23 protein-coding genes are annotated in these 24,614 nt (G+C 62.7%); 11 read left to right on the top strand and 12 right to left on the bottom strand.

Annotated features, from left to right (window positions below):
* The first annotated feature begins 9 nt into the window (after positions 1 to 9).
* Both fre and AC22G1_RS19785 read left to right on the top strand, forming a co-directional pair.
* Entirely contained in the window at positions 10 to 705 is a 696-nt protein-coding gene (fre, locus tag AC22G1_RS19780) for an NAD(P)H-flavin reductase (protein WP_487314877.1), read from the top strand.
* Positions 668 to 1,822 (top strand): MFS transporter, encoded by a 1,155-nt coding sequence (locus AC22G1_RS19785; RefSeq protein ID WP_487314878.1) that lies wholly within the window; start codon positions 668 to 670, stop codon positions 1,820 to 1,822. The genes fre and AC22G1_RS19785 overlap by 38 nt, the downstream gene beginning before the upstream one ends.
* Before the next feature lie 2 nt (positions 1,823 to 1,824).
* On the opposite strand, the gene AC22G1_RS19790 is transcribed toward AC22G1_RS19785, so the two are convergent.
* From AC22G1_RS19790 to AC22G1_RS19820, 7 genes are all read right to left on the bottom strand, one after another.
* On the bottom strand, positions 1,825 to 2,790 hold the full coding sequence (locus AC22G1_RS19790; RefSeq protein WP_083445929.1) for an AEC family transporter: 966 nt from the start codon (positions 2,788 to 2,790) through the stop codon (positions 1,825 to 1,827).
* Between the two features lie 93 nt (positions 2,791 to 2,883).
* A complete protein-coding gene (locus AC22G1_RS19795) occupies positions 2,884 to 3,291 on the bottom strand; it encodes a YbaY family lipoprotein (RefSeq protein ID WP_487314879.1) in 408 nt (135 codons plus the stop codon).
* Between the two features lie 64 nt (positions 3,292 to 3,355).
* Positions 3,356 to 3,793: a hypothetical protein gene (locus AC22G1_RS19800; protein ID WP_487314880.1), complete on the bottom strand. Its 438-nt coding sequence runs from the start codon at positions 3,791 to 3,793 to the stop codon at positions 3,356 to 3,358.
* Positions 3,762 to 4,883 carry a heme biosynthesis HemY N-terminal domain-containing protein gene (locus tag AC22G1_RS19805; protein WP_487314881.1) on the bottom strand — a complete coding sequence of 374 codons (1,122 nt, stop codon included), beginning with the start codon at positions 4,881 to 4,883 and terminating at the stop codon, positions 3,762 to 3,764. The genes AC22G1_RS19800 and AC22G1_RS19805 overlap by 32 nt, the downstream gene beginning before the upstream one ends.
* Positions 4,880 to 6,655, bottom strand: a complete 1,776-nt coding sequence (locus AC22G1_RS19810; protein WP_487314882.1) for a uroporphyrinogen-III C-methyltransferase — start codon at positions 6,653 to 6,655, stop codon at positions 4,880 to 4,882. The genes AC22G1_RS19805 and AC22G1_RS19810 overlap by 4 nt, the downstream gene beginning before the upstream one ends.
* On the bottom strand, positions 6,652 to 7,584 hold the full coding sequence (hemC, locus tag AC22G1_RS19815) for a hydroxymethylbilane synthase (RefSeq protein ID WP_487314883.1): 933 nt from the start codon (positions 7,582 to 7,584) through the stop codon (positions 6,652 to 6,654). Before hemC ends, AC22G1_RS19810 begins: the two co-directional genes overlap by 4 nt.
* Positions 7,585 to 7,621: 37 nt before the next feature.
* Complete coding sequence (locus AC22G1_RS19820; protein ID WP_487314884.1) at positions 7,622 to 8,014, bottom strand: DUF2914 domain-containing protein; 393 nt, start codon at positions 8,012 to 8,014, stop codon at positions 7,622 to 7,624.
* A gap of 129 nt (positions 8,015 to 8,143) precedes the next feature.
* Here AC22G1_RS19820 and AC22G1_RS19825 point away from each other — a divergent pair, with 129 nt between their 5' ends.
* Positions 8,144 to 10,495, top strand: coding sequence for a class I adenylate cyclase domain-containing protein (locus AC22G1_RS19825; RefSeq protein WP_487314885.1), 2,352 nt, complete (start codon positions 8,144 to 8,146; stop codon positions 10,493 to 10,495).
* Positions 10,496 to 10,501: 6 nt separating this feature from the next.
* Here the strand turns inward: AC22G1_RS19825 and cyaY are convergent, their stop codons facing one another.
* The gene (gene cyaY, locus AC22G1_RS19830; protein WP_487314886.1) at positions 10,502 to 10,831 is read right to left on the bottom strand and encodes an iron donor protein CyaY; all 330 of its coding nucleotides are present in this window, start codon (positions 10,829 to 10,831) and stop codon (positions 10,502 to 10,504) included.
* Positions 10,832 to 10,909: 78 nt separating this feature from the next.
* On the opposite strand from cyaY, the gene lptM reads away from it, so the two are divergent.
* The 7 genes from lptM to uvrD are packed head-to-tail and all read left to right on the top strand — an operon-like array spanning position 10,910 to position 17,540.
* A complete protein-coding gene (lptM, locus tag AC22G1_RS19835; protein ID WP_083445928.1) occupies positions 10,910 to 11,032 on the top strand; it encodes an LPS translocon maturation chaperone LptM in 123 nt (40 codons plus the stop codon).
* A complete protein-coding gene (gene lysA / locus AC22G1_RS19840; protein WP_487314887.1) occupies positions 11,029 to 12,270 on the top strand; it encodes a diaminopimelate decarboxylase in 1,242 nt (413 codons plus the stop codon). Before lptM ends, lysA begins: the two co-directional genes overlap by 4 nt.
* Before the next feature lie 7 nt (positions 12,271 to 12,277).
* On the top strand, positions 12,278 to 13,102 hold the full coding sequence (gene dapF, locus AC22G1_RS19845; RefSeq protein ID WP_487316758.1) for a diaminopimelate epimerase: 825 nt from the start codon (positions 12,278 to 12,280) through the stop codon (positions 13,100 to 13,102).
* A complete protein-coding gene (locus AC22G1_RS19850; protein ID WP_487314888.1) occupies positions 13,099 to 13,773 on the top strand; it encodes a DUF484 family protein in 675 nt (224 codons plus the stop codon). Before dapF ends, AC22G1_RS19850 begins: the two co-directional genes overlap by 4 nt.
* A complete protein-coding gene (gene xerC, locus AC22G1_RS19855) occupies positions 13,757 to 14,647 on the top strand; it encodes a tyrosine recombinase XerC (protein WP_487314889.1) in 891 nt (296 codons plus the stop codon). Before AC22G1_RS19850 ends, xerC begins: the two co-directional genes overlap by 17 nt.
* Complete coding sequence (locus AC22G1_RS19860; RefSeq protein ID WP_487314890.1) at positions 14,644 to 15,351, top strand: HAD-IA family hydrolase; 708 nt, start codon at positions 14,644 to 14,646, stop codon at positions 15,349 to 15,351. The genes xerC and AC22G1_RS19860 overlap by 4 nt, the downstream gene beginning before the upstream one ends.
* Before the next feature lie 32 nt (positions 15,352 to 15,383).
* Positions 15,384 to 17,540, top strand: coding sequence for a DNA helicase II (gene uvrD / locus AC22G1_RS19865; protein WP_487314891.1), 2,157 nt, complete (start codon positions 15,384 to 15,386; stop codon positions 17,538 to 17,540).
* Positions 17,541 to 17,575: 35 nt separating this feature from the next.
* On the opposite strand, the gene AC22G1_RS19870 is transcribed toward uvrD, so the two are convergent.
* The 4 genes from AC22G1_RS19870 to AC22G1_RS19885 all read right to left on the bottom strand — a co-directional run bounded on the left by AC22G1_RS19870 (position 17,576) and on the right by AC22G1_RS19885 (position 21,524).
* The gene (locus AC22G1_RS19870; RefSeq protein ID WP_487314892.1) at positions 17,576 to 17,893 is read right to left on the bottom strand and encodes a hypothetical protein; all 318 of its coding nucleotides are present in this window, start codon (positions 17,891 to 17,893) and stop codon (positions 17,576 to 17,578) included.
* A gap of 36 nt (positions 17,894 to 17,929) precedes the next feature.
* Positions 17,930 to 18,826 (bottom strand): EamA family transporter RarD, encoded by an 897-nt coding sequence (gene rarD / locus AC22G1_RS19875; RefSeq protein WP_487314893.1) that lies wholly within the window; start codon positions 18,824 to 18,826, stop codon positions 17,930 to 17,932.
* Between the two features lie 51 nt (positions 18,827 to 18,877).
* Positions 18,878 to 20,869 carry a methyl-accepting chemotaxis protein gene (locus AC22G1_RS19880; RefSeq protein ID WP_487314894.1) on the bottom strand — a complete coding sequence of 664 codons (1,992 nt, stop codon included), beginning with the start codon at positions 20,867 to 20,869 and terminating at the stop codon, positions 18,878 to 18,880.
* Positions 20,870 to 20,954: 85 nt separating this feature from the next.
* Positions 20,955 to 21,524: a DNA-3-methyladenine glycosylase I gene (locus AC22G1_RS19885; protein WP_487314895.1), complete on the bottom strand. Its 570-nt coding sequence runs from the start codon at positions 21,522 to 21,524 to the stop codon at positions 20,955 to 20,957.
* 394 nt (positions 21,525 to 21,918) lie between these two features.
* Between AC22G1_RS19885 and AC22G1_RS19890 the strand changes: the two genes are divergently transcribed.
* Positions 21,919 to 24,501, top strand: a complete 2,583-nt coding sequence (locus AC22G1_RS19890) for a glycosyl hydrolase family 18 protein (protein WP_487314896.1) — start codon at positions 21,919 to 21,921, stop codon at positions 24,499 to 24,501.
* The last annotated feature ends 113 nt before the right edge of the window (positions 24,502 to 24,614 follow it).

Consider the following 24,614-nt stretch of genomic DNA (forward strand, 5'->3'; position numbering starts at 1 on the left):
AGAGCCGTTATGCAAAGAATCAAATGCCGGGTGCTGGACGTGCGCCCCTTTAGCGACACCGTCTACCACATTCGCCTCGAGGCCCCGAAAGGGCTGCATTTCGAGGCGGGGCAGTACCTCAAGGTGGTGCTGAGCGAAGAAGACAAGCGCCCCTTCTCCATCGCCTCCATGGCTGGCGAAGAAGTGCTGGAACTGCACCTAGGCGCCTTTGGCCCAGACTCCTGGGCGATGCAGGTGGTGGAATACTTCAAGAGCCACGATGAAGTGGAGCTGGAAGTGGCTGCCGGCCACGCGCACCTTAGGGAAGAGTCGCAGCGGCCGCTGATCCTCATCGCTGGCGGCACCGGTTTTTCCTACGTACGGGCCATATTGCGCCGCGCCCTCAAGCTCAACCCCGACCGCGCCATCCAGGTGTTCTGGGGCGGCAAAGACCCGTCAGCCCTGTACCTGCATCAGGAAATGCTGGCCCTGGCCGCCAAACACCCCAACCTCGCCTACCGGCCGGTGGTGGAGCACAAGCCGGCCGACTTTGACGGCCTAGAAGGGCTGGTGCTGGACAAGGTAAAAGAGCTGAACCCGGATCTGTCCGGTTTTGACATCTACATTGCTGGCCGCTTTGAAATGGCTGCTGTCGCCCGGGATCTCTTCCTTGCCCACGGAGCTGTGAGTGACAACCTCTTCGGTGACGCCTTCGCCTTTATTTAAGCTGTTGGCGTTGCTGCTGGTCGCCCTGAACCTGCGGCCAGTGTTGTCGAGCCTCGGTACCGTTCTGCCACAACTTGGCCTTTCCGCCACCGCTGCCGGCTGGTTAAGCACCTTGCCGGTGGCCTGCCTGGGGCTTTTTGCCCCTTTAGCACCACTGCTGGCCCGCCGCCTTGGCCTGGGCTGGGCTATCCGCCTGGCGCTGCTGGCAGTGCTGATGGGCGCCTTGCTGCGCGGCCTGGGCTCGGCGCCAGCACTCTTTGCCGGCATGGTGCTGGCCGGTGGCGGCATTGGCGTAGCCGGGGTATTGCTGCCCGGCATCGTTAAACGCGACTACCCCGGCCGCGCTGGCCTGATGACCGGTTGCTACACCATGGCCCTGTGCCTGGGCGCGGCCCTCGCGGCCGGTACCACGGTGCCGCTTGCCCACCAGTTTGGGTCGGCGCCCCTGGCGCTGGCGTTCTGGGCCCTGCCGGCCCTGGTGGCACTGCTGCTGTGGCGTTATGGCGACCAGCGCCTGGCTTCTAGCAGCGACAGGCCCAAACCGCTCTGGCACGCGCCGCTGGCTTGGCAGGTCACCCTCTTTATGGGGTTGCAATCCTCCCTGGCCTACACCGTCTTTGCCTGGCTGCCCAGCATGCTGGCAAGCCGCGGCCTGAGCCCGGAAGCCGCCGGTTGGCTGACCTCGGTATCTATCCTGGTGCAGGCCCCGGCGGCGCTGCTGGCGCCGTCCATCAGCCATCTTGGCCGTGACCAACGCTTGCCGGTACTGGTGGCCATGCTGATGACCCTGGCCGGGCTGATGCTGGTATTGCTGGCCGGTCCCCAATGGCTGTGGCCGGCAGGGGTGGTGCTGGGGATAGGCCAAGGGGCCAGTTTTGGGCTGGCCCTGGCGCTGATTGTGCTAAGAAGCGCTGATGCCCAGGTGGCAGCCAGGCTGTCCGGCATGGCCCAGGGCCTGGGGTATGCCCTGGCCGCTTTGGGGCCGCTGGCGGTTGGCGCCTGGCAGGAAGCCTTTGGCAGTTGGACGGCGGTAGCGCCGCTGCTGGCTGTAATCGCCCTGTTTGCCACCGGTTTTGGGTTGATGGCCGGTCGCAACCGGCACATCGCGGCGGCTTGAGCTTAGATAAGCCCCACCAGGCGCATCACGTAAATGCCCCCAGACAGGCTCAGCACCGAGCCGAGGGTTGAGGCGAGGATGATATTGGCGGTGAGCTGGGCATTGGAGCCCATGGCTCTTGCCATTACAAAGGCTGCGGCGGCGGTGGGGGAACCCAGCATCACAAACAGCAGCGCCACGTCTTTGCCGTCAAAGCCCATCAGCCAGGCAATAAAACTGAAGATCCCCGGCATCCACAGCAGCTTGACCAAACTGGCCTGAATGGCCAGTTTGGAGTCCGAACGCATATCCCTGAGGTTCAAGGTGGCACCTATGGTCAGCAGCGCCAGCGGCAGGGTCATTTTACCCAGGGAGCCCGCGGCATCGGTGACGATAGACGGCATCGGCACTTCCAAAATGGAAAAGGGCAGCGCCACCACCACCGCGATGATCAGCGGGTTCTTGCAGACATTCTTGAGGGTGGCGGCCCAGTTCTGCTCGGTGCCGCTGGACAGCGCCACAATGGACAGCACGTTGAACATGGGAATGCCCAGGGCCAGCAGCACCGAGGCCCGGGCCAGGCCGCTGTCACCAAAAAGGCTGACCGCCATGGCCAGGCCAATGATGCCGAAGTTAGACCGAAAGGCCCCCTGCACAAAGGCGCCTCGGTCGCCCCCCGCCAGACCCTTGAGCCGGGCCCAGAAGGCGCAGCCGAGGAACGTGAGCAGCACCGCCGCTGCTGTCAGCCCCATCAGCCGCAGATCCAGCACCTGGCGGATATGGGTTTGGCTGATAGACAAAAATACCAGCACCGGCAGACACACCAGGAACACCAGCCGCGAACCGGTCTGTACAAAGGCATCGTCCAGCAGCCGCCAGCGCTTGAGCAGGGCCCCCAGCAGCACCAACAGGAAGATGGGGGCGACCATGTTGGCGGTAAACAGCAGGGTGTCCCAGTAAAGCGCCAGGCCCTGGAGGCGGGTGGTCATAAGCGGTACTACGTGAAAATGATTGGGATCATATCAAAACCGCTTTGGCGCCCAAGCTCAAGTAGCGAAACGTCGTATGGTCGCTTTAGCCTGTCAAAGGCCCTGTGCTTCCCGCTGGCCGGCAACCGGCACCAGCAGCACGTCCACCGGCTCGTCCAGGCGGCGAAGATCGACACTGCTGCGCACCTGGGTAACGTATAAAAGCTGCCCGGCCTTGTTGGTGATCTGTGCCTTGACCACGTATTGGGTATGGTCCTCGCCCAGGCCCTTGGGCAGGGCCAGCCGATAGGGATGGGGCCAGGTACGGGTGTCCAGGCGGGCTTTGACGATGGTGTGAATGGGGGCGTCCGGGCTCTCGAAGGTGTCCAGGCTCACCACCAGGGCGGCATCGGCCGGGATTTTCGCGTCCATGGGCAGGTGCAATTGGCCGTGTAACCACGGGCCGTTGTCGGGTTGGCAGGCCGCCAGTAACAGCAGCAGGCTCAGCAACCAAGTTTTCATTGTTAGTACCGTCGGCAAAAAGAGGCGGGATGAGCCTAACGGATGGGCTTCAATGCAACCTGAATCAGTTGCCCTGCTGCTGGGTGCGGCAGCTGTCGATGGCTTGCTGGCGAGTGTAGCGGCCGGCCAGGCGGCACTCGATATGGTAGCGCCGGCCACGATACAGAGGCTTGTTGTCGGCGCCGACAATAAATACCACCAGGTGATAGGGCTGGCCGCTCAGCAGTGCCTGCTGGGTCAGCACCACCGCCTCCTTGCTTTGCCACAACACCTGCGACACCACCGGAGCGCGGTAGCGGGCGCCGGGGGCGTCCAGATCCGCCGGGCGCCGCTGGCGCAGCAAGTCTTTCACAAAGGCGTCGCGGCTGGGGTAGGCGATGTCCATAAAGCGGGAAGACAACAGCGGCTCCTCCGCCTGTAGCGGCAAGGACGCGGCCGCCAGCAGCGCAGCGGCCAGGCAGCCCGCCCGCCTACACCAGGCGGCGATACTGTTCCACCGCACCTTGGAAATCACCTTGTTTGGTTAACACCTCGGCCAAGCGCTGGCGCCAGGCCCCTTCGTCTTTGAGTTGCAGGGCCGCTTCGAGGTAACGGCGCGCTTCACGCAGGTCGCCCTGCACCTGGCTAAGGCCGCCAAGGCAGGCCAGCAGCGCCGGGTCACGGTCACGGCCATGGTGCCATTTGAGCAGCTGGCGCTGGGTGCTGGCCGCCGATTCGTGGTCGGTGAGCACCGGCAGGGTGGCCAGCAGCTGGGGCTGTGGATCTTTCTTGATGCCGGGCATCACCAGATCCAGGCCCTTGGCCTTTTCACCCAAGGCGCCATGGGCCAGGGCCAAGGAGGCCAGCACTTCGGGGCGCTGGCGGCTGTGTTTATCCAGCACCTGCTCAAGGCGAGACAAGCTGGCGCTGCCTTCTTGGCTGGCGACCCGCAACCGGGCCTGGAAGGCCTGCTGGTAGTATTTGTCGCGGTCGCTATCGGACAGGGCGTCAATATTGGCCCACAGGCCAGCCATGTCTCCTTCGGCAAGAGCCAGGCGTGCCGCCAGGGCATTGCCGCTCTTGGCGTCTTTGAGCTCGGTGGGCAGTTCGTCAAAGGCTTTGCGGGCCGCCTCGACATCCCCTAAATGCAGCAGCATGGCAGGCCCTGCCAGGGGCTGGTCCAGGGCTTTTAGCTGGCGGTCCCGCTCGTCTTTGTCGCCGGCGCGGTGCTCGGCGTAGGCGGCTGCCAGGCGCGGGAAATCCGGCAACGGTGCATGGGGCACGGCCGCCGCCAGGGCAGCGCCGGCCTGGCCGTAATGGCCCTGCCACAACTGCTCCCAGGCCTTGGAGGCTTTCTTCTGGGCGCGGCGCCCTGAGCGGTCGCTAAACCAGCTTTTGGAAGAGCCAAAGGAGCGGGCAATGCGCCGCACCAGCCAGTCCAGGCACCAGATCAGCCCCATCAGCACCAAAATCAAGGTGGCCAGCACCACCCCTGTGGTTTCGATGGTGTAATCGCCCAGGGCGATCAGCACATAGCCGGTCTTGTTCATTAGCAGAGGGCCAGCGATAAGCCCGGCAATGAGGATTGCAAGGAGGATCAGCAGCCTTATCATTGCGCGGCCTCCGCCATGCGCAGCGAGTCAAGCTGGCCAGGCAGGCTGAGGCTGACCGGGGTGTCCAGCAGTGCCGTCAATTCGCCGGCAAAGGCCTTCCAGCTCTCGTTGTTGCTGTCGCCATAGGCTTTTTGCCAATCCAGCAGCTGGCGCAGGCTGGCCTGGTAGCGGCTGGCATCGCCGGCAAACATGGCGAGCTTGGCCTCGCTCAGGGCCAGCTTGAAGTCTTCCCGCAGGTAGGCCTCGTGGCTGGGGCTAAGCAGCGGTTTGACACCATCTTCGCGGCGGCGAATGGTGATGAACTTGTCGGCAAAGCGCTCCAGGGATTTTTCCAGGTTGTCGCGCCAGTCCCCTTCGTCCTCGGTGAGGGTGAGATCTTGCTGCTGGCCATCGGCTGCCGGCAGCTGCACGGTGTTCATGGGCAGCTTGGGCACCTGGCGAGCCAGTGCCTCCAAGCGCATGGCGATGGCGGTGCGGTCAATCTTGGGCTGGGCATCGAGGTTGGCGATATCGGCGGCGATAGCCTGCCGCCAGGCCAGCACATCGGTGCTTTCAGGCAGCTGCTTGAGGCTGGCGTCAGCATCTTTCAGCAGCGCCTTGGCCACGGTCAGGTCTTGGGCCAGATAGAGGCGGCGGTTGGCCATACGCACCAGCATGGCGGCTTCTTCCCGCGGCCAGCTGATGGTTTTTTGTTGTTGTTTCCAAAGCTTATCCAACTGGCCCTGAAAGCCGTCGAGGCGGTTTTGCTGTTGGCCAGCCAGTTGTTGCTGGCGCTGCTCAAGCCCGGCAAGCTTGCCGCTCAGGCTTTGCTCGGCGGCGCTCAGCTGGGCCGGGCTTACCGTCGGCGCCCGGTTGGCGAGAGCCTGTTGCTGCTGATAATACTGCCAGCCAGACACACCCAAGGCGCCAGCACCCAGCAGCACGGCCAGCAGCGCCAGGGCCAACGGCCCCTTAGCCGATTTGGGCTTGGCGACGGCGGCTTTGGCCGGCGCGGCCTTGGGCGAAGATTTAGGGTCGGCCGCCGCTTTGGGCGCCGCAGAAGTCGGGGTATCCGTCATGGGAGAGGCACTTTCCTTGAGATAATCGACAACGGCCTGGTCAGAGGCGTCTTTAAGTTGCACCAATTTGGTAAAGCCTTTGGCTGCGGCATAGTCCTTGACCCTTTTCGAGGGCACCAGCAAGGTCAGGCCGTGCAGCCAGGGCAGCAGATGGGGCGCGGCGGTATCCAGCAAGGCATCGAGCAGGCTGTTGGAGGTTACCAGCACCTTGTCTACGCCTTTGTCCTGCCAGTCCAGCAGCACCTGGGGCGGGAGCGACACCGGCTCACGGCGATACAACGCCAGCTCTTCAACCACGGCGCCGCGCTCACGCAAAGTGGTGGCAAGGAGGTCGCGGCCCCCTTCGCCCTTGGCAATCAAAATTTGTTCGTCCTGGACCTTGGCCAGGGCCGGCTGGGCCAGCAGCCCTTCGGAATCGGGCGGGTCGGCCACCAGCACCGCTTCGGCGCCAGCGTTTTTCAGCGCCTGGGCGGTAGCTTCGCCCACAGCGGCATAACGGGGGCCTTTGGGCAGCGGCGCCGGTAGCGCGGCCGCAGCATGGGCCGAGACCACCAGCACCCAGTTAGCAACGGCCAGAAGAGCAGGCAACTCGGCAGGGGCGGGCAGGGGAGTGATCATCAGCAGCGGCGCCACCAGATGCGAGATCCGGTGTTTGTCGAGTTCGGCGCCCAGGCGGTCTGCCTGGGGCTGTGGCCTGATGATCAGCACTGTCATAGGGTTCGTCCGTACACCGCTTCAAGTATCGCCTTGGCGCCATCGTCCAGCAGTTGCTGGCCAAGCTGTTGGCCAAGCTGCTCGGCGTCTTTGGCCAGGCCTCTTACCTCGCCTTCAACCATAGCACTGCCGTCGGGGCGGCCCACCAGGCCGCGCAGCCAAAGCTGCTCGCCTTCAAGGATGGCATAGCTGCCGATGGGCACCTGGCAGCCCCCTTCGAGGCGGGTATTCATGGCCCGCTCGGCGGCCACCCGGATGCGGGTGGCTTCGTGGCCCAAGGGTTTTAGCAGCGCGATGATACGGGCGTCGTCGAGGCGCGCTTCGATACCCACAGCCCCTTGGCCTACCGCCGGCAGGCTCTGCTCGGCGCTCAGGGCACTTTTTATGCGATGGCCCATGCCCAGGCGTTTAAGGCCGGCGCAGGCGAGGATGATGGCGTCGTACTGGCCGTCATCGAGCTTAGCCAGGCGGGTGTTAACGTTACCGCGCAGGTCTTTGATGACAAGATCTGGGCGGCGGGCGCGCAGCTGGCACTGGCGGCGCAGGCTGGAGGTGCCCACCACGGCGCCGGCAGGCAGGGCGTCGAGGCTGTCAAACTGGTTGGAGACAAAGGCGTCCAGGGGATCTTCGCGCTCGCAGATGGTCACCAGCCCCAGGCCGTCGGGGAAATCCACCGGCACATCCTTCATGGAGTGCACGGCGATATCGGCGCGGCCTTCAAGCATGGCCACTTCCAGCTCTTTGACGAACAGACCCTTGCCGCCAACCTTGGCCAGCGGGGTGTCGAGGATTTTGTCGCCCTTGGTCACCATGGGTACCAGCTCTACCACCAGGCCGGGGTGGGCCTGCTCCAGAGCGGCTTTAACGAACTCGGCCTGCCACAGGGCCAGGGGGCTTTGTCGGGTAGCGATACGAACGGCGTTGGACATCTTGGTAACCTTGGATTGAACTGAACTCATCCTACCACTAGGAGGACGGGCTTTCGACGTTGCCCAGGGTCAGATCACGCTCATAGAGCAGTTGGCCGTCTTCGGAAAGGACTTCCAGCCGCCATTGGCCGGGCTGGACGTGCTTTTGCGACCAGGTGCGCCAGTGATTTGCCCCGACCGGCAACGCCACGTCGGATTGCAATTGGCCGTTAAGATACCAGCGGTGGTGGATCTTTTCTCCGGCCGCGCCACTGACTTCGGTAAAAAGCACCAGTTGGTCGACACCGCCAGGCAGTTGCTGGCCGTCAAATACCCCTACCGGCTCACGCTGGACCACATCGCGGCACACCAGGGCGCGGTCCAAGCTGGCCTGGGCCAATGCCAGGGGGCTCAGTAGCGAAAACAGCCATATAAATGTCCATTTGCGCATTCTAAATAGTCCTTTTTTCTAATAATGTCAGCAGTATACCCATACCCACACTGATGATCCGGAAATCGGTCATTGGCGAAAGCATCGCCAAGGTTTAAAATGTGACGGAATTAACGTTTTAAGTGGTTCATGTCTTATCTCAGTCTCGACCAACTCACCCTGAACATTGCCGCCCTGCACGCTGAAAGAAGGCGACTGGCCCGCAAGGCCATGACGTCCCAGGCAGCTGCGGTGTTCGATTTGGTACCGGCGCTGCTGCATTGTCAGTCGCCGGCGCTTCCGGGTGGGGAAGTGCCAGCGCCCCATGGCATTTGCGGCGTCGAGGACGAACCCTTGAGAAAACGCCTGGCCAAGCGCCTGGGCATCAAGGCCGCGGCGCCCCAGGCCAGGGATATCCTGGCGGTGTACTCCATGGGCTCCACCGGCACCCTGGGCCAGACCCCCAATTCCGACCTGGATATCTGGGTCTGCCATCGCCCCACCCTGACTCTGGAAGAGCGCCAGGCCCTGAAGGCCAAGTGCCAGTGTCTGAGCGATTGGGGCAAGGGCCAGGGCATGGACATCACCTTCTTCCTTATTGACCCGGACGAATTTCGCCAGGGTAACAAGCAGGGTATGAACGTGGAGTCCTGCGGCAGCTTCCAGCATTGGTTGCTGCTGGACGAGTTCTACCGCAGCGCCATCTGCCTGGCCGGTCAATTACCGGTGTGGGTACTGATCTCCCCCGACGACCGCCGCCCCTATTTGCAGGCCAAGGCTCATCTCTTTGCCAACGGCGTCGACCCCGAGCACTGGATTGACCTTGGCGCCCCGGACCCTATCCCGGCCGACGAATTCCTCGGTTCCATGCTGTGGCTGCTCTACAAGGGCATCGAGAACCCCTACAAGGCGCTGCTGAAACTGACCTTAATGTCGGTGTATGCCCGCCAGTATCCCAAGGTGCAGCTGCTCAGCAACGAGACCCGCCGGGCCCTGCACCAGGGCGAAACCGACGTGATGGCCCTGGACCCTTACCTGCAGCTGGAACGCTACCTGGCCCACCAGGGGCTGGCCCCGGCGGACTTGGACATGGCCCGCTGCTGCCTGTACCTCAAATGCGGTGGCGACGAGCTCAACCAGGTGCCCAATCATCATGCTGACGTGCTGGGCGAGCTGGCGGTTTCCTGGGGTTGGGATAACGACAAACGCCAGTTGCTGCAATCGCACCGCAGCTGGCCGCTGGCCGAACTCAAGCAGTGGCACCAGCGCCTGCGCGAGCAGATGCTGGCTGGCATCCACGAGGCGCGCGAGCTGTTCCGCCGCACCAGTTCCAGCTCCAGGCTCTGCCCCATCGAGCTGACGGTACTGAGCCGCAAGCTCGACGCCGCCTTTGCCGAAAAGCCCCACAAGCTTCAGCAGCTGTGCCTGCCGCCCAAAGTGGAAGTGGGCCAGGAAGCGCTGATAGTGCGGGCCACCGACGAACATTGGCAGCTGGCCTGCCCGGACAGCGGCCGTACTCTTTATCAATGGACCGAATTGCCCGGCCTGCTGGCCTGGTGCCTGCTGAACGGCTTTATCACCAGCCGCACCGAGCTCAAGCTTGAGAGCGACAAACTGAGCCTGGATACCCTCGACAGTCTCTGCGACAGCCTGACCTGGCTGACCCGTAAGCCTGATCCGGCCGACCAGATCCTGGCCCAACCGGCCCAGCTGGAGCGGGCGCAGATCATCGTCAACCTGGAGCAAGACGCCACCGACGAGCTCAAAGTGCGCCGCCAGAAAGGGGCCATCAACCCGCTGATGTTCGGCAAGGAGCGCCAGGTGCTGGTCAGCGAGCTGACCCTGGTGATCCGCAACACCTGGGGCGAAAGTTCGGTGCAGAGTTTCAGTGGCGAGCGGGCCCTGGCCGATTTGCTGCTGGTGCTGCTGCCGCTGATGCCCAAAGACGCGGTTGCCGCCAACCGCGTGCATATTCATTGCTTTGCCAGCCAGCTTGGCCAAAGCATTGCTGACACGGTGCTGGAGCTTATCAGCACTGCCCAGCAGCGCCTCACCCAGGGGCCTTGGTGTTTGTCGGTTGGGCAAAGCAAGTGGGTGTTCTGGCGCCATGCCGGCACCTTGCACTGGCAGGAAATGACCGATCCGGTGGCCTTTTACGCCCAGCTATCGGCCGCCAAGCTGGCCCAGCAGGGCAACGACAGCGAAAGCAGGGTACCGGCGCCGGTCTACGGCCACGCCTTGAGCGGTTTGGTGCAGTTTTTCTTTGTCAGCAAGGACCAGGGCTACAGCCTGTACGTGTCCAACGAACAAAACCAGGTGAGCTTCTACCATTATCCAGCCATGGACAAAGCCAACCTGGTCAACCTCATCAGCCGCTTCTACACCCAGAAAGAAAGCCTGTGCCCCAGCACCACCTTCAACCTGCCGCAGTATTACGAGTTGTTTGAGGGAACAGAGGGCTGGCAGATGCAGCCCCTGACCACCACCACGCTGGCGGAATAACCTGGCTCAGAGCGCCAGTTTGATGGAGCTGCCGGCCTGCAGGCTGACCGCTTCGTCGAGGAAGGCGTGCAGCTCGGCGCCACTGCGCACATCCACCCACTGCCCCTCCTGATAGCCAAAATGATGGCCGTTGAACTTGGTGGCAACCCAGATCTGCTGCAGAGGGGGCTGCTTGTTGATGATGATCTTGGTGTGGTCGGGAAAGACCAAGTCGACCTTGCCGCCAACCGACTCCACTTCGATGTCCAGGCCGGTTTGGTCGGCGGCGTTTTCCACTGCGTCCTCAATGGCCAGCAGCAGGGCATCGGTGAGGTCTTCGTACTGGCTGTCGTTCATCTTCTACCTTCGGTTTGCAATTGCCATGGGTAGTGCGATTATAGGGCCAGATTCCGATAAATCCGATTGCCGATCCCGATGAAAAAGCGCTTATTTTTACTGGCCCTGTTTGGCCTCGTTCTCGCCGGTTGTGGCCAAAAAGGCCCGCTCTACAAGCCTGCCCCCGCCCCGGTCAACCAACCCAGCGAGCCGTCATCATGAGCGCCCATTACCAGAACCAGCAGCTTTGGGTTGAAGACCAGGGCGTCGCCGCCCTGGCCGAGCGGTTCGGCACGCCTCTTTATATTTATTCCAAGGCCGCCATCGAGCAGGCCTACCAAGCCTTTGCCACCCCCCTTCAGGGCCGCAAGCACCTGATCTGCTTTGCGGTAAAAGCCAACTCCAACCTGGCGGTACTGAACCTGCTGGCCCGCCTGGGCGCCGGTTTTGACATCGTCTCCGGTGGCGAACTGGCGCGGGTGCTGGCCGCCGGCGGCGACCCGGCCAAGGTGGTGTTCTCCGGGGTCGGCAAGACCCGCAGCGAGATGGCCCAGGCCCTCAAGGCCGGCATTCACTGCTTTAACGTCGAATCCGTGGCTGAGCTCGACCGCATCAATGGCGTGGCCGCCGAGCTGGGCCTGGTGGCGCCCATCAGCATCCGGGTCAACCCGGACGTAGACGCCAAAACCCACCCCTACATCGCCACCGGCCTTAAGGAAAACAAGTTCGGCATCGACATCCTGATGGCGCCGGACGCCTTCCGTAAGGCCGCCAGCCTGCCCAATATCAAGGTGCTGGGGGTCGATTGCCATATCGGTTCGCAACTGACCCAGACCCAGCCCTTTGTGGACGCCATCAAACGGCTGATGGAGCTAAGAGAAACCCTGGCCCAGGACGGCATCGAACTGGCCCACATGGATATCGGCGGCGGCCTGGGGGTGACTTACACCAACGAGCAGCCCCCTAAGCCTGCCGAATACCTGGCCGAGGTGCTGCCCCTTATTCCCCCCAGCCTGACCCTGGTGATGGAGCCGGGCCGGGCTCTGGTGGCCAACGCCGGGCTGCTGGTGGGCCGGGTGGAAATGACCAAAGACAACGGCTTCAAGCGCTTTGTGATCCTCGATACCGGCATGAACGATTTGATGCGCCCCACCCTCTACCAAGCGGTAATGCCGGTGCTGGCCGTCAACCAGAGCCAAAACCAGGGCCCGATGAGCGATCTGGTGGGCCCGGTGTGCGAAACCGGCGACTGGCTGGCCAAAGACGTGCCGCTGTCTGCCGAGGAAGGGGACTTGGTCGCCATTGGTGGCGCCGGTGCCTATGGTTTCGTGATGAGCTCCAACTACAACAGCCGCCCCCGCGCCGCCGAGGTGATGGTGGACGGCGACAAGGCCCACTTGGTGCGCCAGCGGGAAGCCGTGGAGAACCTGTGGGCAGGTGAGCAGTTGCTGGCGGAGTAGGAATGTGATCAATTTTTCCAAGATGCATGGCCTGGGCAACGATTTCATGGTGGTAGATAACGTCACCCAGAACGTTTTTTTCTCGGCCGAGCAGGTGCAAAAACTGGCAGACCGCCATACCGGCATCGGCTTTGACCAGCTGCTGGTGGTTGAGCCCCCTTACGACCCGGACCTCGATTTTCACTACCGGATCTTCAACGCCGACGGCTCAGAGGTGGAGCAGTGCGGCAACGGCGCTCGCTGCTTTGCCCGCTTTGTGCGCCTCAAGGGCCTGACCAACAAGAACCGCATCAAGGTGTCCACCAAGAAGGGCAAGATGGTGCTCAGCATCGAAAAGGACGGCCTGGTCACGGTGAACATGGGTATACCGGAGCTGGAGCCGGGCCAGGTGCCCTTTCGCGCCCAAAAGGAAGAAAAGACCTATATTCTGCGCGAAGGCGAACAAACCTTTTTCGTGGGCGCCGTGTCCATGGGTAACCCCCATTGCGTGCTGACCGTGGACAGCATCAAAACCGCCGATGTCGAGCAGGTAGGGCCCCTTATCGGCAGCTCCGACCGCTTCCCCGAGGGGGTCAACGTCGGCTTTATGGAAGTGGTCAGCAAAGACCGCATCCGGCTGCGGGTATTTGAGCGGGGCGCCGGCGAAACCCAGGCTTGTGGCAGTGGCGCCTGCGCCGCCGCGGTAGTGGGCCAGTTGCAGGACAAACTGGGCCGCAAGGTGCAGGTGGACTTACCCGGCGGCAGCCTCAGCATCAGCTGGGCCGGCCCTGGCGAGCCCCTTTACATGACCGGCCCGGCCGAGCACGTATACGACGGACAGATACACCTATGAGCGAGAGCAACACCGCCAGCCTGCTGGCCCTGGATGAAGACCTCATTGCCGAGTACCTGGAGTCCAACCCGGATTTCTTCCACCGCAACCCGAGGCTGTTGGAAAGGCTGCGCTTGCCCCACGGCGAGCGCGGCTCGGTGTCTCTTCTGGAGCGCCAGCTCGAATTGGCCCGCCATCGCCACCAGAACCTGGAGGAGGAAATCACCGGTCTGTTGTCGGTGGCGGCGCACAACGAGCAGGTGGCGGTGGCCTGCCATCGCCTGAGCCTCGAAGCCATGGCGTCCAGCAGCCTTGACCAGCTCATTGCCCTCTTGGGTGAAGGGGTGCGCAAGCACCTTGGCATGGAAATAAGCCGCCTGGTACTGTGCGCCCGGTTGGCCGAAACCCAGCACAAGGCGCTGCAATCGGTGTATGCCCGCCTCGAAAAGGGCGCCTATTTTGGCCGCCTCACCGAAGATGAAAAACGGCTGCTGCTGGGCCACGCCCCACAGCGGGCCGGCTCCCTGGCGCTGATGCCGGTCAGAAAAGACGCAGAGCTACTGGGAATTTGGGTGATTGCCTCCCCGGACCCTGGGCATTTCCAACCCGACATGGACGCCCTGCTGATCAGCCAGCTGTGCGAGGTGGTGGCCCTGAAAATAGCCAGCTTCGGCCATGGCCGCCTTCGCTGAGGCGCTGCCGCGCTTTTACCGTCATCTGCAAGCCGAGCGCCAGCGCTCGGCCCATACCCTGGCGGGGTATCGCCGCCAGTTGGAAAGCCAAGCCGCCTTCTTTAAAGACCATGGGGTGAACCAGCTTGATGAGCTGAGTGAAGGCCACATCCGCCAGTGGCTGGCCTTCGAAAGCCGCCGTGGCCAGTCGCCCCGCTCCCTGGCCCAGGGCCTGTCGGCGCTGCGAAGCTGCTACCAGTACTTCGTCCATTTAGGGGAACTTGGCGACAACCCTGCCAGCCGGGTCAAGCCCCCCAAACAGCCCAAGCGGCTACCCAAAGCCCTGGATCTCGACGAAACCGAACGCCTTTTTAACGGCACCAGCCAGGACCCACTGCTGATCCGCGACAAAGCCATGCTGGAGCTGATGTACAGCTGCGGCCTGCGCCTGGCCGAGTTGGTGGCGGTGGACGTAGACCACATCCATAACGGCGAGGTGCGGGTCACGGGTAAAGGCAGCAAGGAACGCATCGTGCCGGTGGGCGGCAAGGCCTTGGAGGCCATCGCCAAATGGCGCCAGCAGCGCGGCCAGTTCAACAAAGGCGGCGAGAAAGCGCTTTTTATCAGCAGCCGCGGCAGCCGGGTGTCGGTGCGCACCGTGCAGCAACGCTTTGGCCAGTACGCCAAAAAGGCCGGCCTGGACAGCCACCTCAACCCGCACCGGCTTCGCCACAGTTTTGCCACCCATTTGTTGTCATCCAGCGGCGACCTTCGCGCCGTACAGGAACTACTGGGCCACAGCCAACTGGCCACCACCCAGATCTATACCCACCTGGACATGGACCGTCTGGCCCAGGTGTATGACGCGGCCCATCCAAGAGCGAGACGCAAATGATCCATTACCGCCCCCTGGGGCCCATTGCCGCCATCAGCTTCGATCTGGACGATACCCTGTACGACAACGGGCCCATTATCCAGCGCGCCGAGCAGCGCCTGAGCGACTGGCTGGCCGAGCGGGTCAAACTGCGTGACGACAGCTACCAGTACTTCCAGGGGTGGCGCCAGCGGGTTATTCAAGAAGACCCAGCCCTGGCCCACGACACCACCGCCTGCCGCCATCGGGCCCTGGCCCGGGGCCTGACCGCCCTTGGCGTCAGCCAGGCCGAGGTGCTGGCCGACGCCGCCATGGGGCATTTTCTGGAATGGCGCTCCGAGTGCGCCCTGGCCCCCGAAGTGCACCAGCTGCTGGCCCAGCTGGCCACGCGCCGGCCACTGGTGGCCATCTCCAACGGCAACGCCGACATCGACCGTCTCGGCCTTGGCCCCTATTTCAAGGCCGCCTTCCACGCCGGTGGCAGCCGCCGCATGAAGCCAGCGCCGGACCTGTTCCTGGCCGCCGCCCAGCACTTGAAGCTCACTCCCAAAGCGATACTGCACATTGGCGATCACCTGCGGGAAGACATCGAAGGCGCCCTTGGCGCCGGTTTCCAGGCCGCTTGGTACAACCCCCAAGGGTTAGCCATCAAAGATCAGCACAAAGGCAAGCTGTTGCCGCATTTTGAGTTCCAGACATTGGCCTCGCTGCGCCAGTTGTTATAATGGCCGCCACGCTCACCACTGTATAAATTCCCATGAATATTGCGCACCTGCTGGAAGGCCTTAACGGCAAACAACGGGAGGCGGTGGCCGCGCCCCAGTCCAACCTGCTGGTGCTGGCCGGTGCCGGCTCCGGTAAGACCCGGGTGCTGGTGCACCGCATCGCCTACCTCATCCAGGGGCTGAACGTCTCCCCCTACGCGGTGATGGCGGTCACCTTCACCAACAAGGCCGCCAGCGAAATGCGCGGCCGAGTGGAGCAACTGATGGGCGGCCAGCTGCGGGGCATGTGGCTCGGCACCTTCCACGGCCTGGCTCACCGGCTGCTGCGCTTTCACCACCAAGACGCCGGGCTGCCGGAGAACTTTCAAATTCTCGACTCCGACGACCAGCTGCGGCTCATCAAAAGGGTGATGCGCAGCCTGAATCTGGATGACAAAAAATGGCCTCCGCGCCAGGCCATGGGCTACATCAACGCCAAGAAAGACGAAGGGCTGCGCCCCAAGCACATCGACCCGCAAGATCCGGTGGAACGCCTTTGGCACCAGATTTATGAGGCCTACCAGAGCGCCTGCAACCTGGCCGGCCTGGTGGACTTTGCCGAGCTGCTGCTGCGAGCCCTGGAGCTTTTGCGCGACAACCAGCACCTGCGCGACCATTACCAGGCCCGCTTTCACCATGTGCTGGTGGACGAATTCCAAGACACCAACGCCATCCAGTACGCCTGGCTGCGCCTGTTGGCAGGGCCCCAGAGCCACGTGATGATCGTCGGCGACGACGACCAGTCCATCTACGGCTGGCGCGGCGCCCGGGTCGACAACATTCACCGCTTCCTGGACGATTTCGCCCCGGCCGTCACCATCCGCCTGGAGCAGAACTACCGCTCCACCGGCACCATATTGAAGGCCGCCAACGGCCTGATTGCCCACAACGCCGAGCGGCTGGGTAAAGACTTGTGGACCGACGGTAAAAGCGGCGAGCCGGTGTCGGTGTACGCCGGTTTTAATGAAATCGACGAAGCCCGCTTTGTAGTGAGCCGCATCCAGGCTTGGGTGGACGACGGCGGCCGCTGGTCCGACGCCGCCATCCTGTACCGCAACAACGCCCAATCGCGGGTGCTGGAAGACGCCCTGCTTCGGGAAAGCATCAAGTACCGCATCTACGGCGGCCTGCGCTTTTTCGAGCGCCAGGAGATCAAGGACGCCCTGGCCTACCTGCGGCTAATGGCCAGCCGCGACGACGACGCCGCCTTCGAGCGGGTGGTGAACACCCCGGCCCGTGGCATTGGCGATCGCACCATCGGTATCGTGCGCCAACAGGCCCGCGAGCAAGGCACCACCCTGTGGCGGGCCTGCCGCCAGCTGCTGGACGCCAAGGTGCTGTCGGGCCGGGCCGGCAATGCCGTTGCCGGCTTTATGACCCTGGTGGACAACCTCGACGAGCAAGGCTGCGACGAGGTGCTCTCCCGCCAGGTGGATATCGCCATCAAGGAGTCCGGGCTCTTTGCCATGTACCAGGCAGAGAAGGGCGAGAAAGGCCAGGCCCGGGTGGAGAACTTGGAGGAATTGGTGTCTGCCACCCAGGACTTCGAACCGCCGGAAGGCAGCGAGGAGATGAGCGAGCTGAACGCCTTTTTGGCCCACGCTGCCCTGGAATCTGGCGACACCCAGGCCGACGAGTTTGAAGACGCGGTGCAGATGATGACCATGCACACCGCCAAGGGCCTGGAATTCCCGCTGGTGTTCGTGGTGGGGGTGGAAGAAGGTATGTTCCCGTCGATGCAATCGGTCACCGACCCGGACCGCCTCGAGGAAGAGCGGCGCCTCTGTTACGTGGGCATGACCCGGGCCATGAAAAAGCTCTACCTGTGCTACGCCGAGTCGCGCCGCCTCTATGGACGCGACGAGTACCACACTCCCAGCCGTTTTCTGCGGGAAATCCCCCAAGAATGCCTGGAAGAGGTGCGGGTGCGTACCCAGGTGACGCGCCCCATCACCCAGTACCAAAAGAGCAGCGACCAGTTCAACGAAACCGGCCTGAACCTGGGTCAGCGGGTGCGCCACAGCAAGTTTGGCGACGGCATCATCATTAATTACGAAGGCACCGGCCCCCAGTCGCGGGTGCAGGTGGCGTTTGATGAGGCTGGCCCCAAATGGCTGGTGGTGGCTTACGCCCGCCTAGAAGTGCTGTAACAGCCGATGAAAAAGCCGCCTTTAAGGCGGCTTTTTTACAGCAGAAGCGCCAGCCCAATCACGCCGATGGCCACCAGCACCCCTTTTTGGAACAGCTCGCCCCAGTCTCGGGTTTGCTCGGCGTTCGGCCCTTTGCGGCTTTCTACCCGCGCCACCTCGCTCAAAGGCACAGCGCCGACCGAGGTGTAGAGCTTTTCATCGTCAATGCGTTCAAAACGCCCCTCCAGCTGGCGCCCGTCCGCCAGGGACACCAGCACCGGCTCACCCGAGCGCAGCTGGTTAAGGTCGTGTACTTCTCGGGTCAGGGTACAGGCACCGAGCAGCAGCGCCAGCATCACCACAACAGCATGCATCTGCTATTCCCTTTGTTGTCATTACCTTAACCGAGCTTAGCTGGTGGCAACCCGCTTTGCCCTTTGGCGCTGGTTGCGCAGGGCATCAAAGGTAAAGAGCAGCAGCGCGCCCCAAATAAAGGCAAAGGTGAGGGCGTTGTGAGGGTCGAACTGTTCGCCGTACACCAGCACCGCCAGCAAAAAAGCCAGGCTCGGCGCGATGTACTGGAAGAACCCCAACACCGACAGCGGCAGGTGCCGCGCGGCGGCGATAAAGCACAGCAGCGGCACCGTAGTCACGATACCGGCCGCCACCAGCAGCAGATTAAGCGACCAGGGGTTCTCGGTCATGGCGGTGGCGCTGGTGTTGAACCACAGGTACAAGAATGCGGCAGGCAGCAACAGCAGGGTTTCCACAAAAAGGCCGGCCACCGGATCGACCGGCACCTTCTTTCGAAACAGGCCGTAACAGCCGAAGGAAAAGGCCAGCACCAGCGCTATCCAGGGCAAGCTGCCAAAGTAAAGCAACTGGGCCAGTACCCCGGCACTGGCCAGCGCCAGCGCAAACCACTGCAACCGCCTGAGCCTTTCCCCCAAAAACGCCATCCCCAGGGCCACGTTCAGCAACGGGTTGATGTAATACCCCAGGCTCGCTTCGAGGATGTGGTTATTGTTGACGGCCCAGATATAGAGCCCCCAGTTGGTGGCGATAAAGCAGGCGGTGAGCATCAGGGTGCGCCACTGGCGCTTGTCCTTGAACACTTGGCGCACCGCGCCCACCTTGCCCAGCGCCAGCAGCAACGCCACCAGAAACACACAGGACCAAATCACCCGGTGCGAGAGGATCTCAACGGCGGGCACCGCCTGGATCAGCTTGAAATAGACAGGCGCTATCCCCCAAAGCAGGTAGGCCGACAACGCATACAGGGTACCTTTGGAATCCACGCTGGCCATGGCCGCTCCGGGAAGATGAGAAAGCGCCCTATGCTACCCAGCTTGCGGTATTTAGGCCATCCGAAAACCGCTGAGCCGCTTCTCCAACGCCTGCAATTGCTCGCTTAAACCCTCGGCCTCCTGGTGCACGCTGCTCACCTGCTGGGCGGTGTCCTGAGACAAGCGGTTAATGCCCACCGTGGCTTCGTTGACCTCGGCCAGGGTGGCCGATTGCTGCTCGGCGGCGGCCGCCACCTGGCGCACCAGATCCTGCACCCGCTCAATCTGCACCGTTACCTGCGACACCGCTTCGCTGCTGGCCCTGACACTGCCAGCGGTTTCACTTACTTGGCTGGCGTTGCGGTTCATGGCCGCCAAGGCGCTGGCGCTCGATTGCTGCAGGCGCTCTATCATGTCCCGTACGCTCTCGGTGGACTCGCGAGTCTTGTAGGCAAGAGAGCGCACTTCGTCGGCGACCACCGCAAAGCCCCGGCCCTGCTCGCCGGCCCGGGCCGCCTCGATGGCGGCATTGAGCGCCAAGAGGTTGGTTTGTTCGGCAATGCCGGTAATGGTGTCCAAAATGCCGGAAATCTCGCCGCTGTGCTGGGCCAGGCGCTCGATTTCCTCGCGGTTTTCGGCGATGGACACCGTTAACTGCTCAAAACCCTGGGTGACGGTATCGGTAAGCCGCTGGCTGCTGCCGACATGACTGTGGGCCTGGTTCATGGCATCCCTAGCCTGCTGCATGCTGGCCGACACCTCCGCCGAGGCCTGGGCGATTTCATCCATGGCGTGGGCCAGCTGATCGGCGCTCTGGTTCTGCTGCTCGGCATTGGCGTTGGCGCGGCCAGCCGAGCTGATGATGTTGTGCATGGTACTGCTGGCCGAGCTGGCGGTGCTGTGGAAGCCTTTGAAAATCCCGTTGACCTCTTCAAGGTGCACATCGATGGAGCGGCTTATGTTGCCGAATTCATCGGCCCGAGTGTCACCGAGGCGCAGGGTCAGGTCGGATTGCTGGGTGATGGCCTTGAGGGTGTCGTCGACATAGGCGACCCGCTTTTTAAGGGAGCGGGTCAGGGAGAAGATGAGGTAGCAAAGGGGCAACAGCACCACCAGGCTCACTGCCAGGGTGACCCACAGGCCGTTCAAGGCCCGCTGCTTAATCTGGTGCGCCTCGGCTACAAACGTGCTGTTAAGCTCGCCGGAAACCTGCTTGATGGCGGCAATGCGCTGGGTGGCCAGGGCAAACCACTGGCCGTTTGAGGGGTCGGCCAGGGTGTCGCTGGGGCCACCATCCGCCACTGTCTGCTGGATGGCCTCCACCTGCTGCCAACTTTGCTGCTGACGCGCCTTTTCCAATACCCCCTGGGCTTCTACCGAGGCCAGAGACATGAAGCGATCCAGCTGGTCCTGCTCCGAGGTGGTGGCTTGGAGCACCATGGCAAAGGCTTTGTTATCAAGGCTGTGGCGAGCAAAGGCGCCATTTAAAAGCCCCCGCACCTGGCCGGCGTATTCACCGCTCCAATACAGGGCCAGAATGCCGTCCAGCAGGCTTTTTAACGACGGCAGGTCTGACAGCTGCAAGGCCTGGCGGGATGAGAGGTTCAGAGCTAGGTCGTTAAGGCGGCTGTAGTAACCAAAGGCGCCGCTCTGGGGGTTGAGGTTATCCACCTGGCGGCGGATCTCGCTGCGGTTATCAAGGGTTTGTTGCAGCTGGTCAAAAAGAGCCTGGCTGCGCTTACCCAGGTGGGCAACCGGCACCGATTGAAAATGGCTGATGGCCTGATCCAGCTTCTGGCGCTGCTCGGCGAGTTCTGGCCCAAATTTTTTACCGGCCGAGCCCAGAAAACCGGCGCTAAGGCCCCTTTCTGCCGCACCTTGCTGGGCCAGGTTTGACGCCGCTTCCACCAGCTCAACCAGCGCCACGGCATTGGCGGCCTGGCCTGAGTCCTTAACCAGAGAGCTAAAGTGCACTCCCCACAAAAACACCAGCCCCGCCAGGGGCACCAGTGACACTATCAATACCGCGTGGACAAACTTGAGCCGGGCCAGTAAGCGTCGCATCTTTCCTCCTGCGTGGCTGGCAAATCATTTACCGCGCCTGTAAAGGCCAAGAAGCTAAGTCTAGACCACGCAAGAGTTTTTACTGTCAGTCCGGCAGATTGCGCGCATGGCAGTCGAGCAGGTGATCGTTCACCATCCCCACGGCCTGCATAAAGGCATAAATGATGGTGGGGCCGACAAAGCGAAAGCCGCGTTTTTTCAAATCCTTGCTGATCTGCTCGGCCAGGGGCGTCACCGCCGGCACGTCACTCAAGCTACGGGGTTGGTTGACGATGGGCTGGCCACCCACAAAGGCCCAGAGGTAGGCGTCGAAGCTGCCAAATTCCTGCTGCACCCGGATAAAGGCCTTGGCGTTGTCGATGCTGGCCGCCACCTTGAGGCGGTTACGCACTATGCCGGGGTTGGCCAGAAGCCGCTGCTGGTCGGCTTCGGTATAGGCCGCTATTTGGTGCACGTCGAACTGGTGGTAGGCATCGCGGTAGGCCTGGCGCTTACGCAGTACCGTTATCCACGACAGCCCGGCTTGGGCGCCTTCAAGGATGAGGAACTCGAACAAGGTGCGGTCTTCGTGGACCGGGCGGCCCCATTCGGTGTCGTGATAGTGCTGGTAGAGCGGGTCGTCCCCACACCAGGGGCAGCGAAAAAGGGTGTCCATCTTGGCTCATTCATAAGTAAAAGTGCTCCCACCTTGCCCGAGCCCGGCCCTGGCCACAAGAGCGCGCCACCTTGTTACCGGCGCCGGCTCAACCCCTGGTGAAAAAACCTGCAAAACAGAACAGGCGAGGCTGATTCAACTTCAACAAAAACCCTTTAATAACAGCCTCTTTACATTGCGACACGGCGCCATCCGGCCAGGCACATCACGGCCAAGGCTCCGGGGATTTGCCCGGCAAAACTGTGAGCCAGATCGGGGCGAAGACGCGGCACCATGCCTAGGGTAAAGGACGATTGTTGCCGCTATACGACACAAAATGACAACGCTGTCACCACGAGCTGTCGGTGCAAGCCGTCGGCGTTGTTGCCCAGAAATAAACCCTTGCGAGGATCTCATGCACCACAAACAACAACTCCTGCCGGCCCTGGTGGCCGCCTTGTTGGCCACCCCGGCCCTGGCCGCCGCGCCGGGCAAACCCAGCCTGGACTGGATGGAAACCAGCTTTGCCCTTATCGAGGTGGATGATGCCGCCACCGCCTACCAAAACCTGGTGACGGTGCACGACAGCGTGTCGGTGCCGGTGGCCTGGAGCACATACGCCGGCGACGGTGCCACCCGGGTGCAATACCTGCTGAATGGCGCCGTGGTGTTGGAGCAAAGCACCAGTGGCGGCGCCACCCAAACCGGCTCGGCCAACCTCAGCATCAACAAAGGGGGCCAGTACCAACTGCAGGTGGCGCTTTGCAACGACGACGGCTGTACCCCAAGCGACGCCAAAGCCATCACCGTGGCCGATACCGACGGCAGCCACCTAGACCCCATCACCCTCAACGCTGGTGAAAACAACACTCCCTACACCGACCAATCCGACAAGGTGCTGGGGGCCTACTTTGTGGAATGGGGGGTCTATGGCCGCGCCTTCCCAGTGGACAAGATCCCGGCGTACAACCTCAACCACCTGTTGTACGGCTTTATCCCCATCTGCGGTGGCGACGGCATCAACGACAGCCTCAAATCCATCGAGGGTAGCTTTGCCGCCCTGCAGCGGGCCTGCGCCGGCCGTGACGACTTCAAAGTCGCCCTGCACGACCCTTTCGCCGCCCTGCAAAAAACCCAGGCCGGCCAAACCTATGCCAGCGCCTACAAGGGCAACTTCGGCCAGCTGATGGCCCTGAAGAAGGCCTACCCCGGCCTTAAGATCCTGCCCTCCATCGGCGGCTGGACCTTGTCTGATCCCTTCTACTTCCTGGGCGACGCCGCCAAGCGCAAGGTGTTTGTGGACTCGGTAGAAGAATTCATCCGCACCTGGAAGTTCTTTGACGGCATCGATATCGACTGGGAATTCCCCGGTGGCCAGGGCGCCAACCCGGCGCTTGGCAGCCCCAGCGACGGCGCCACCTACCAGACCCTGATGCAGGAGCTGCGGGCCATGCTCGACAGGGTACAAGCCGACACCGGCCGCACCCTGGAGCTGACTTCGGCCATCAGCGCCGGGCCGGACAAAATCGCCAAGGTCGATTACCAGGCTACTGCCCAGTACATGGACCACTACTTTTTGATGTCCTACGACTTCTTCGGCGCCTTTGATACCCAGAATCTCGGCAACCAGACCGCCCTCTATGCGCCGGCCAACAAACCGGACACCCCATACACCACCGACAAAGGGGTGCAGGCGATGCTGGCCCAGGGCGTCGACCCAAGCAAAGTGGTGGTAGGAGCTGCCATGTACGGCCGCGGCTGGACCGGGGTGTCTGGTTATAACGATGGCGACCCCTTCAGCGGCACCGCCACCGGCGCCGTCAAAGGCACCTGGGAAGCCGGGGTGGTGGATTATCGGCAAATCGCCAACGAGTACCGCGCCACCTGGCAATACGGCTACGATGTCAGCGCCGAGGCGCCCTATCTGTTCAAGGCGGACACCGGCGATCTCATCACCTACGACGACCCCCGCTCGGTCAAGGCCAAGGGCCAGTACGTGCTCAATCACAACCTGGGCGGCCTCTTTGCCTGGGAAATAGACGCCGATAACGGCGATATCCTCAACGCCATGAATGAAGGCCTGGGCAACGGCGAAGGCAGCGGCAACCAGAACCACGCCCCGGTAGCCCGCGCTGGCAGCGACCAGTCGGTCACCGGGCCGGTCACCGTTACCCTCTCGGGCAGCGCCTCAAGCGACGCCGACGGCGACACCTTGAGTTTTAGCTGGAGCCAAAGCAGCGGCCCGGCCCTGACCCTGGCCGGCACTAACAGCAGCACCCTGAGCGTTACCCTGCCGGCCGTCAGCGCCACCACCGGTTACGGCTTTACTTTGACCGTGTCCGACGGCGCCCTTGAAAGCACCGACACCGTCACCCTCACCAACAACCCGCCAGCGGCCAACCAAGCGCCGTCGGTCAGCCTACCGGCCCAGGTACTGGCCGCCAGCAATGGGGCTGTGACCATCAATGCCACTGTGTCTGATGAAGGCGAGGTGAGCTACCAGTGGAGCCTCGCCGATGGCCTGAGCGCCGCCAGCCTCACCAGCCCGGCCTTGGTGCTGACCGCACCCAGTGTCTCGGCCCGGACCAGCTACAGCATCAGCCTGACCGTTACCGACGCCGAGGGGCTCAGCAGCAGCGCCAGCACCACCCTGGTGGTAAGCCCGGCCGGCAGCGGCTGCGATGCCAGCGACCCCAACGCCGGCAACTACCCGGCCTGGGAGACAAGCTCCGTCTACACCGGTGGCGACGAGGTGAGCTACCAGGGGCTGGTATGGCAGGCCAAATACTGGACCCAGGGCGACGCCCCCAGCCAGGCCGATGGCCCCTGGGCACTGGTGTCTGACGTGGCTCAAACCTGGCAGGCAGGCGTGGCCTACAACGGCGGCGATGAGGTTGACCATAACGGCCGCCACTACCGCGCCCAATGGTGGACCAAAGGCGAAGAGCCGGGGGTAGCCTCGGTTTGGGTAGACATAGGAGAGGCCAGTTGCCAATAACCGACAGCCCCGCTTCGCGGGGCTTTTTTTCGCCAAGCCGCACCGGGGTTAGGCCAAGGGCGCTTTTAACCGCAGCGCCTTTCTGCCAAGCTGAGCCGAATCAAGGAGATAGC

It is taken from the genome of Gallaecimonas zhanjiangensis (assembly GCF_057624825.1).